Source organism: uncultured Fibrobacter sp. (genome assembly GCF_937877005.1).
Classification (GTDB): Bacteria; Fibrobacterota; Fibrobacteria; order Fibrobacterales; family Fibrobacteraceae; genus Fibrobacter.
The window spans coordinates 1-9,889 of sequence record NZ_CALEFV010000116.1; the positions used below are offsets into that span (position 1 = coordinate 1).

Below are 9,889 nucleotides of genomic sequence, written 5' to 3' on the forward strand. Positions count from 1 at the left end.
AAAAAGCCCGCTCGCTGGGAGCGGGCTGCCGATAAAGCTGCGGCCGCTAAAGCCGCCGAAAAATAACCCGAATTCAGTCGATTGAGCGCAATTCGGCGCGAATGGGCGCGAGCGGTCTCTGTGAGCAACAAACGCCTGGTATTGACCAGGCGTGGTCGCGAGAGAGCTGGCTCCAGAGTAAGGATTCAATTGATTTTAGCCAGCTCGGTCCTTAATGCACTCCGTTGCCGTCGGCCACGTCGCAGGTCACGGGCTTCCCGTTCACTTCAAGCGCGAGGGCGTCGCAGAACACCGCGCCACCCTTCACGGAGAGCGCAATCTTCTCGAAGTCCTTCACCTTCAGTTCACGCGGTTCGCTGGGTGCTACACCCTTGAACAGGGCGCGGTCACCGGGCTTTGCGTCTTCGGGCACGGAGACGAGCTTGCAGGTGTGGGCCTCGTTGTCGAGGTCGCCCGCAAAGAGCATGCCCTGGCTCATGATGCCGCGAAGAGCGCTAGGCTTCAGGTTCGCGAACAGGAGAATCTTGCGGTCCTTCAGTTCCTCGGCCTTGTAGCTGTTCTTGAGGCCACTGCAAATGGTGCGGAGTTCGCCTTCGCCAGCGTCCACCTTGAGCACGTAGAGGCTCGTAGCGTCCGGATGGTCGGCTACTTCCTTGATCTGGGCCACGCGCATGTCCATGGCAGCGGGCACGTCGGCGGCCATCAGCGGCTTGTTCTGCTTGGGCTTGCTCTGGGCTTCCTGCTTCTTGACTTCTTCTTCGATACGCGGGAAGAGCGGCTTGCCTTCGCCGAACGCTTCGCCACCCTTGAGGATACCCCAGGCGAGATCGTCGGCGCTCTGGAACTTGCAGCCGATCATGGCGAGGCCTTCTTCTGCCTTGGCGGGGATTACTGGCCACAGCAGGCTGAGGGAAAGACGCACGGCTTCGGCTGAGATGTAGAGCACGGTTGCGAGTTCGTCCTTCTTGGTTTCGTCCTTGGCGAGTTTCCACGGAGCCTTGACTTCGAGATAGCGGTTGATGCTACGCACGAGCTGCATGATGGTTTCGATAGACTGCGAGAGGCGAGCCTGCGGCAGGCCTTCCTTGATTTCGGCAATCACCTTGTTCGCAAGTTCGATGACTTCCTTCTCGGCGTCGCCGATGGAGGTCGCTGCGGGGAGCTTGCCTTCAAAATTGTTGAGCACCAGACGGTGCACGCGGTTCAGCACGTTGCCCAGGTCGTTGGCGAGGTCGCTGTTGATGCGGCGCACGAAGGCGTCGTGGGTGAAGTTCGCATCCTGGCCCACCACCATTTCGCGGGCAAGGAAGTAGCGGAACGCGTCGATGCCGTACTTTTCCATGTAGTCCATGGGATTCACCACGTTGCCTGCGGACTTGCTCATCTTTTCGCCGCCGTTCACGAGCCACCAGCCGTGGGCCAAGATGTGCTGCGGGAGCGGAATGTCGAGAGCCATGAGCATAGTCGGCCAGTACACGCTGTGGGTGGTCAAGATGTCCTTGCCGATGAGGTGATAAGTGGCGGGCCAGATTGGCGTGCCGTCGGCGTAAGTCTTGTGGAAGGCGGTGGAGGCACTCACGTAGTTCAGGAGAGCGTCGAACCACACGTAGGTCACGTAGTCGGTGTCGAAGGGCAGCGGAATGCCCCAGCTGAGGCGTGCCTTCGGGCGGCTGATGCAAAGGTCATTCAGCGGCTGGCGCAGGAACCCGCGGATTTCGTTCCAGCGGTAGTCCGGCACAATCCAGTCCTTGTGGCTTTCCAAGAAGTCAATGAGCTTCTGCTGGTAGGAACCCATCTTGAAGAAGTAGTTTTTTTCCTTGAGCCATTCCACCGGGCGGTGGCTGATGGGGTCGCACTTGTTTTCGTCCAGCTCGTCTTCGGTAAAGAAACGTTCTTCACCGACGGAGTACCAGCCTTCGTATTCCTTCGAGTAGATTTCGCCCTTGTCCCAGAGCTTCTGCAGGCATTCCTGCACAAAGGCCTTGTGTTCGGGCATGGTGGTGCGGATAAAGAAGTCGTTACCGATACCCATCTTCTTCCACAGGTCTTCGAAGCGGTGGTAGTATTCGTCTACGTGTTCCTGCGGGGTCACGCCGCGCTTGTCGGCAGCGCGCTGCACCTTCTGGCCGTGTTCGTCGGTACCGGTCAAGAAGAACGTCTGGTAGCCGAGAATCTTGTGGAAGCGGGTGAGGATGTCCGCGAGGACGGTGGTGTAGGAGTGCCCAATATGCGGGGCGTCATTCACGTAATAAATCGGGGTGGTAACGTAAAAATTTTTCATGTGCCCAAAGATAGTAAAAGTGTGCAAGGCGAATCATGAGTGAAAGCCTGCTTTCGCATATTTGAGCAGCACCTCGGTTTACAGCTGCAGTTCTTCTTGCATGCTTATATTTGCGCTTGAAACGGGTATTTCTCGGTGCAGCATTTCGTAGGCGGTGCGCGTGGCGGTTCGGCCACGCGGCGTTCGCGCGAGGAGGCCCTTGCGGATCAGGTACGGCTCGTAGACTTCTTCGAGGGTGTCGGGCTCCTCGCCGAGCGCAGCCCCGATGGTGCCCAGCCCCACGGGGCCACCGCCGAACTTGTCGATGATCATCGATAAAATCTTGCGGTCCATGTGGTCGAGGCCTTCACCGTCTATTCCGAGCATTTCAAGCGTCTTGCTTGCCGACATAAGGTCGATGACTCCCGTTCCGCGGACCTGGGCTACATCTCTGCAACGGCGGAGCACGCGGTTTGCGATGCGGGGCGTTCCGCGGCATCGTCCGCTCAAGAGCCTTGCCGCATCTTCTTCGAGTCCGACATTCAAAATTTTAGCGCTACGCATCAAGATGCTCTTGATGTCATCGTCGTCGTATAGCTCCAGGCGATAATGAAGCCCGAATCGGTCTCGTAGCGGGCTAGTCAGAAGTCCGCTACGCGTCGTGGCGCCCACTAGCGTAAAATGCTTGAGCGGCAGGTTCACGCTTCTGGCTGCAGGTCCGGAATCGAGCATGATGTCGAGCCTGAAGTCTTCCATGGCGGGGTAGAGGTATTCTTCGACAACGCGGTTCAGACGATGGATTTCGTCGATGAATAGAATGTCGTTTTCCTGTAAGCTTGTCAGGAGGCCGGCTAGGTCGCTAGCCTTTTCGAGAACGGGACCGCTAGTAATGTGGATGTTGACGCCCATTTCCTTAGCTATAATCCCGGCGAGGGTTGTTTTGCCGAGTCCCGGAGGGCCGCAGAATAGACAATGGTCCAGCGAATCGCCACGGTGCTTGGCTGCTTCGATCGCAATTGAAAGGCTCTCTTTAATATTCTTCTGTCCGGTAAACTCTTCAAGAGAAGGCGGACGGAGCGTGCGTTCTACGTCGCTTTCGTCGCCCGATCTGCGTTCCGGAGATATGATTCTTTGATCGTCCATATTCAAGTTCTTCTAGAGATTGCTTCGACCCCTGGGGTCTCGCAATGACGTTTGTTTTTTCTTTAGTTTTCAAATCAAAGATACTTCAAAGCTTCGGGAATAAGGGTTGCCGCATCCGCAGAATCGCCCAGGATTTCAGCAGCCTTCATCACGGCCTTTTCTGCAGCCGGGTCCTTCACGCCAAGCGTATGCAGTGCCAAAACGGCTTCCATCTTCGGACCGGTAAGGGCTCCCATACCTGTAATTCCAGAGCCTTCCACATCGCCCAAGGCCTGGAGCATTGCTCCTGCCTTGTCCTTGAGTGTGAGTATCATCTGTTCGCAGGTTTTCTTGCCGAGTCCCTTGATTTTTCCGAGGGCGCTCTTGTTATCGCTAGCTATCATGTTCAACAGGTCGGCAGGGGTTGTGCCACTCAAAATGCGCTGGGCTAGTTTCGGTCCGACCCCGTTCACGTCCAGAAGCATCAAAAAAGTGTCTTTCTCTGTTTTGTCAGCGAATCCGAATAAGGTCATGGAATCTTCACGGACAACCAGGTTCGTGTGGAGCGTTACTTCGCTCTCGATTTCGGGCAACTTTCCTGCCGTGTATGCCGAAATGTTTATTCCGTAACCAATGCCGTTTACGTCTACGACCACGAATGTGGGGGACTTCTCGATCAAAATTCCATGTATCCGTTCTATCATGCAAAACCCGTAAAAGTAATAAACATTTGTTTACTGCACAAATATATACTATTTTTACGAACTCTGTCAAGTCATTCCGTATTTTTTTTACAAGGCTGCGGTTTCGGGGGCGGGCTCTGTCATGCCTGGTCGTATTGCTGTAGAAAGGCTGCGGAAACCGAAAATGGCAAAATTAGCCTAAAAACAGCGTTTTGCGCCGTGACCGTATAAAATGGCTTGACAGAGCCACGGAAAATGCAAGCATTTCCGTGCAGGATTCACCTCATCGCTAGTCCCGGAGACAACGAACAGGAAACCCGTGGTTCTTATGGTTGTGGTTCAGGTACGCACCGTCGCTGTTGTAGATCAAGTGCATACGGTACGCCCATTGGCTATCGTACTCCGTAGAACTCCAGAATTCCGCGGCCGTGCCATCGCTGTAGAATTCTTCATAGCTGCTCCTGCCGCCAGCAGGCAAGGCGGAAAAACCGAAGGCGTCTGTGCCGTTGCCGTAGCTATTGGGTTTCCAACCCGTCTGCGACTTGAGAACCTTGCCCGCAGTTGAACTGTCGCCCACCGCCGTGAACAAGGTATACCATTCGCTCTGGCTGGGCAGGTGCCAGCCATCGGGACAAATGCCCTGAACCAAGGTCTCTGAGCCTGCCGAAGCGAGGTCGCAGGTCTTGTCGTAGCCGCAGCCGGTCTTTACTGAATCCATGGCCGCAGCCCAGGCGTAAAGGCGACCGGTCACGTCGCAGTTCTTGGCAATGTCGTCGTAACACCAGGATTTACCCTTGAGAATTGTGGTCGTTACACTGTCAGCGTAGTTCAGGTTCTCCGCCATCCAGGTCTGGGTGCCGATGGTGACGGTCTTGTACTTCTTGCCGTCGCGCCCGTCGGTCATGGTGCCGTAGGAGATTTCCGGATTCAGGCGGCATTCTTTCGGAATGTTCCAATTCCAGAAGAGCTCCGTTTTTCCTTCCAGAAGAGCAGAACAATTCACATTGTCCGCAGAGCTACTGCTAGATGCAACCGAAGACGACGATTGCACAACGGAACTGCTGGAAGCAACCGATGAACTCGATATTACTGACGAACTAGAAGATTTTGCAGAACTGCTAGGCGCAACCGAAGACGATGATTCAACCGAACTGCTACTAGGAGTCTGCGCGGAGCTTGAAATGCTGCTACTTGACGTAGGCGAAACACTTGAGGAACTGGATCCTATCCCCCCCCCTTCGGGGGTCCAAGATGACGAAGAAGAGACTTTCGAAGCGTTTACCCATTTGCCGTCTTCGCACTTGAACGCCGTTGAATCTTCATCGACTAAGGCTACCGCTCCGTCGTACCTTTCGGTACAACTCGGTAAGTCGTCTTCGGAAGCGTAGACTTCGTCGAGAGTGGCGGTCCCCGCATTTGTAGAAGCGTTTGCACCGCCGTCGCTGTCGCCTCCGCAGGCGGCAAGAATTGCCATGGATCCTATCGTCACACCCTTCGATAAGCTCAGGGACCTGAGGCTCCAGGGTGAGTGGCGGGAGAAAAAAACAAGCGGTTGTTTCGCAGCCATGACGGACTCCTTCGGTTATTTCCAATCTAAATATAACTTATAATCAGGAATCCTTCGCGGTATTCCTTGAGGCTCTGTCAAGTCAAATCGTTTTTTTTACAAGGCTGCGGAAACACTGCGAAATCGGAACCTGTCGAAATAGCCTAAAAACTATGGTTATGCAGTGAATAAATAGCCTTGAATGGGCTTACAGATTCGGGAAAGTTTGCTAGCCGAGGTCGGGCGTACGGATTGGCCTAGCAGAGCCTTTTTACGAACTCTGTCAAGTTTTTTTTGAAAAAATGACGAATCTGATGCTTTTTTAGGGAAATCTGTCGTTTATGGCTTTAGTTTCTCGTATTGAACCTTAATCCATTCGGGGCTGCGGGCGAACGATTCTATCCAGATTTCATCGAGCGGGCCGTTCCAGGTCTCGGTTTTGATTTCGTCGCCGCCTATACGGAAGGGAACGCCGTGGTTCAGTTCGTTCGGCACGAACTCACCTGCAAATTCGGTACCGTCGCTACCCGTAATCGCCACAGGTTTGCCGTTCACATACATACTTACGTGATGGTTCTTGGAAACAAGTACAAGGAATGTCCACTCGCCGACAGGCACCGATGTCGAATCGCCGAAGTATACAGCTTCCGGCCAACCCGGCATACTCTTCATCACGGCAAATGTCCCGCTATTCACCTCGTAGTGCCACTGGAACCTTGACGTAGAATCGCTCCAGTAGGCGCGCTGGCTAAACAGGACCTGGTGCTCGCCGTTGGGGCCGTCCCACTTGGTCCAGAGCGAAAGTGTAAAGTCGCCACCCGTGGGGTCAAGCGTGTCGAGGTCGATAAACTGCCCGGGTTCCAGGAATACAGCCTTGCCGCTAATTCCCTCCACATAGTTTATGTTGCCTGCAACGGAAGAATCGTGGTTGAGCACCTTGATGTCGCCATCCATGTGGAGGGCGATGTCTATTTCGAGGTCGTTGGGGAGATATTCCTGTGAAGAATCGGGGAGCGAATAAGAGAATTTGTAGTAATCTGCTATGACGTCCATGTCGTTGCTCGTAAGCCATTCTCCGTTTACTTCTAGCTCGGGCAACTTGAGCGTGTCCCTTGATTCAAGGGTGGTGAATTCAAATTTTGCGATGGCTGAATCGTCCTGCACGAACACGAGGTCCATCTGAACGCCTGCCGGGATGGAATCGAACGCAAATGTGCCGTCCTTGCCGATGGGCGAGCGCAAGTGCGTTCCTGGAATGCGCATGTAACCGGAGGTCGCTCCGGCAATTTTCCCGCTTACCGTCTTGTGAGGGCCGATGCAGATTGTATCCTTCTTTACGTAGGAAAGTCCGTCGCCGCGCAGACCGGATTGACCTTCGGATTCCGCGTAGAATCGTGGCCAGGCGTTTTTTGCCTGTAACGAAGAGATTGGCCCGATTTTGAAGAATCCTGCAGAATCGGCGGTAGTTTCAATTGAATCGGTGATTTCGTTTGCACTATCCAGGAAGGCGACAACGCGTGCGGCAGGTACTGCGTGTCCTTGTAGATTGTGCACCACGCCTGAAAATATGAGTGAGTCGGAATTGTCGGCGATTGAATTTCCGATGTCGGTCACACCGCCGGCGACATCTTCGCCGTTGGAACAGGCGAGGACGGCAAAGGTTGCTGCAATGGCAAATGTCCATGTGCTGCAAAGGATCGGTAGCTTTAAGTAGGCAGCCGAGCGTTTCATCTTTCAACCTCCGTTCCGACCTTTTTGCTCATAGGAAATGCGACAAGCATCATTTCGTAAACTCGTTCCACGTTCAGATCGTTTGCGGCCCGCGCAATAATCTTCTTGCGCGCCTCTTCCAATATGTCAACTGCGTAATTATAGGAACTTTCGCTCATGGCGAGCGTCGTGAAGGCGGCAAACCGTTCTTCCTTCGGCATCGATTCAACCGCGCCTATCGCATGTTGTACATATTCGCGACGAATCTTCCGCAGTGCAATTGGCGGAATTTCTGTGGCATCGAGCATTTGAGACGTATGCTCGTAATGTTCGCCTTCTTTTTTCAAAAGCCCCCATTCCAGCAGGTTCTTCACCGCCTCGCGAGCATCTTCCGTCGTAATCTGCGGTGTGAGCGAGCGGGCGAGTGTTCGAAAGTCGCCTTTCCAGTCCGATTCCACGGCAAGTTCGCGTACCACCGGGTAGTACCACTTGCTAAAGTACGCCTGTTCGCGCGTCGTCACGTGCGTGAACTCTATTTGCTTGCGAATCTGCAGGATTTGTTCCCACGCCTGGTCGCGTTCGTTCACCTGCTGCGCCTGATTGTACTGCACCAGCGCCTCGAAGTATTCCTTTTGCAAGGGCTCGAAATCCATGGCCTTTGCAATCTTCTCGATGGACTTGGGCGTTAGATTGAACCGCCCTCGGATTACGTTCAGACAGTACGACGAACTGCTGAAGCCCGCTTTCGCCGCAAAAAAGCGATGTGAAAACACTGCGCGCAGCTTCTTCTGCTCGTCGAAATAGTCCTGCATGAACTTGCGGAAGTCGTCGTAGTCAAACAGATGTTCCAGTGCGATACTCATTGCCTTTTAAGATAGATAATTTTTACACAAAAATCAATAAATTTTGCAGATTTATTTAAAAACTTTGTTGTTTGTGTATAAAATATTACACAAAAGCTGGCGCAAAAGGGCGTTTTACACGCTTGCAACACGGAATCTTTTCTGATGGAAATCGCAAACCTAGGAATCGGTGAAGTGATAATCTATTTCTTGCATAGCACAAATCAGGAGTGTGTTTATGCAGAAAAAGTGTATGGGATGGATTGCCGCGGCAGCGCTCGCGGCGGGAATGGGTTCGGCCGCATGGGCGGCAAACGGCGACGCCTACACGTGGCCCGCTTACCGCTCAGACCTGGATTACGACACCAAGTCGAATCTGGGCGAAATTAAGCCGCCCACAAAGTTCAACAATAACTGTTCGGGCGTGACTGGCAAGAAAGCCGGCAAGTGGTGGGCTTTTTACTGGGGCAAGGACCGCGACAGCCGCATTACCGATGTGACTATTGACAGCATCCTCAAGAAGTACGATACCGATTTTGAATACCTCTACGACGTGATGGGCTGGGCCCCGGACGCACAGGCGCAAGACGGGCAATACAGTGCCGTGTATTACTACGGCTCGGGCACGTGCGCGGGCGGCGCAAAGACCGACACCACCGGCGGATGGCAGACATGGGTCGCGGGCTACACGGCTGTAGCGGCGTCGTTCTACCCGCTGTACAGTTTCAACACGAGCTGTCCCTACCGCGATCGCGTGGCGCAGATGGACGCTATGATACACGAGGGCATTCACTCGATGACGAACGGCTACCCCGGAGCGAAGGAAGCGCACTGGTTCCAGGAGGCGGGGAACACGTGGATTCAGCAGGACATGTTCAGCCACCGCGAAGGCGTCTATAGCGGCATGGGATTCTTGAACGCGGCGACGGTGATCGCGCCCTTCATGCCCATCGAATGCTACTCGGGCTGGCTCATCGACGGTACCTTCGGCGGCCCTGGCGCTCAGGGCGTTACCGGCAAGAACCAGCGCTACCTTCTGGGTGGCGCGCAGTACAGCAACATATTCCCCACGTTCATGGGAACTTGGCTCGGTACGGGGTCCGTGCGCTGGGTGTACGGGCACGCCTACGGCAAGACGACCTACCTGCTCGAAACCTACGGGCTCGACATCGGCCTCGGAGACGAGGGAGTGCGCAGGCTCATCACCGAATTCCGCGCAAGGCTCGCCATGCTCGACATGAAAAAATGGTCCAACGAAATCAAGGCGCTCCTGAACAACAATTTCGGCGGCGATACCTACTGGGAACAGGACATGTGGGACAACAACAGGAAAAGCTACACCTGGAAAATGACTCCCTACCAGAGCGTAACCGTAAGCAACGGAGACTGGGTGCCGAACCAGGAAACGACTCCGGGCTGGTCGGGCTCGAACGTAATCCCGCTCAAGCTCAAGGACGGCGCGACGCAGATCAGCATGACGCTCTACCCGAACGGCTCACACTCCACGAACGACAACATGCGACTGGTGCTCGCCTACCGCGCCACGGACGGTACGCCCGTGTACAGCGAACCCGTGAAGGGCAACGAGACCGCAATCCTCAAGATAGCGAAGACCCCGAGCACCACGGGTGGAAGCAAGATGGCATTTGCCATCGTGGTGAATACCGACTACAACTACTCGAAGAACCCCGACATGCGCACCTACCACTACGATTACCGCCTCAAG

At 54.4% G+C, this 9,889-nt stretch carries 6 protein-coding genes and 1 pseudogene; 1 reads left to right on the top strand and 6 read right to left on the bottom strand.

Features of this window, described 5'->3' with window-relative positions; translation table 11 throughout:
- Positions 1-211: 211 nt before the first annotated feature.
- From metG to Q0628_RS05685, 6 genes are all read right to left on the bottom strand, one after another.
- Positions 212-2,281 (bottom strand): methionine--tRNA ligase, encoded by a 2,070-nt coding sequence (metG, locus tag Q0628_RS05660; protein ID WP_298768983.1) that lies wholly within the window; start codon positions 2,279-2,281, stop codon positions 212-214.
- 78 nt (positions 2,282-2,359) lie between these two features.
- Positions 2,360-3,403, bottom strand: coding sequence for a Holliday junction branch migration DNA helicase RuvB (gene ruvB, locus Q0628_RS05665; RefSeq protein ID WP_298768985.1), 1,044 nt, complete (start codon positions 3,401-3,403; stop codon positions 2,360-2,362).
- Between the two features lie 74 nt (positions 3,404-3,477).
- Complete coding sequence (gene ruvA / locus Q0628_RS05670) at positions 3,478-4,086, bottom strand: Holliday junction branch migration protein RuvA (protein WP_298768987.1); 609 nt, start codon at positions 4,084-4,086, stop codon at positions 3,478-3,480.
- A 268-nt stretch (positions 4,087-4,354) separates the two neighbouring features.
- On the bottom strand, positions 4,355-5,632 hold the full coding sequence (locus Q0628_RS05675; protein ID WP_298768989.1) for a fibrobacter succinogenes major paralogous domain-containing protein: 1,278 nt from the start codon (positions 5,630-5,632) through the stop codon (positions 4,355-4,357).
- A gap of 318 nt (positions 5,633-5,950) precedes the next feature.
- Complete coding sequence (locus Q0628_RS05680) at positions 5,951-7,342, bottom strand: LamG domain-containing protein (protein WP_298768991.1); 1,392 nt, start codon at positions 7,340-7,342, stop codon at positions 5,951-5,953.
- Positions 7,339-8,184 carry a TIGR02147 family protein gene (locus Q0628_RS05685; protein ID WP_298768994.1) on the bottom strand — a complete coding sequence of 282 codons (846 nt, stop codon included), beginning with the start codon at positions 8,182-8,184 and terminating at the stop codon, positions 7,339-7,341. Before Q0628_RS05685 ends, Q0628_RS05680 begins: the two co-directional genes overlap by 4 nt.
- 217 nt (positions 8,185-8,401) lie before the next feature.
- Between Q0628_RS05685 and Q0628_RS05690 the strand changes: the two are divergent.
- Positions 8,402-9,889, top strand: a pseudogene (locus Q0628_RS05690) (hypothetical protein); the annotation flags it as partial.

Bases quoted from the DNA above. Each gene is read 5' to 3' on its own strand.
- Q0628_RS05675 (WP_298768989.1), bottom strand. From the start codon at position 5,632: ATGGCTGCGAAACAACCGCTTGTTTTTTTCTCCCGCCACTCACCCTGG.
- metG (WP_298768983.1), bottom strand. From the start codon at position 2,281: ATGAAAAATTTTTACGTTACCACCCCGATTTATTACGTGAATGACGCC.
- ruvA (WP_298768987.1), bottom strand. From the start codon at position 4,086: ATGATAGAACGGATACATGGAATTTTGATCGAGAAGTCCCCCACATTC.
- Q0628_RS05685 (WP_298768994.1), bottom strand. From the start codon at position 8,184: ATGAGTATCGCACTGGAACATCTGTTTGACTACGACGACTTCCGCAAG.
- ruvB (WP_298768985.1), bottom strand. From the start codon at position 3,403: ATGGACGATCAAAGAATCATATCTCCGGAACGCAGATCGGGCGACGAA.
- Q0628_RS05680 (WP_298768991.1), bottom strand. From the start codon at position 7,342: ATGAAACGCTCGGCTGCCTACTTAAAGCTACCGATCCTTTGCAGCACA.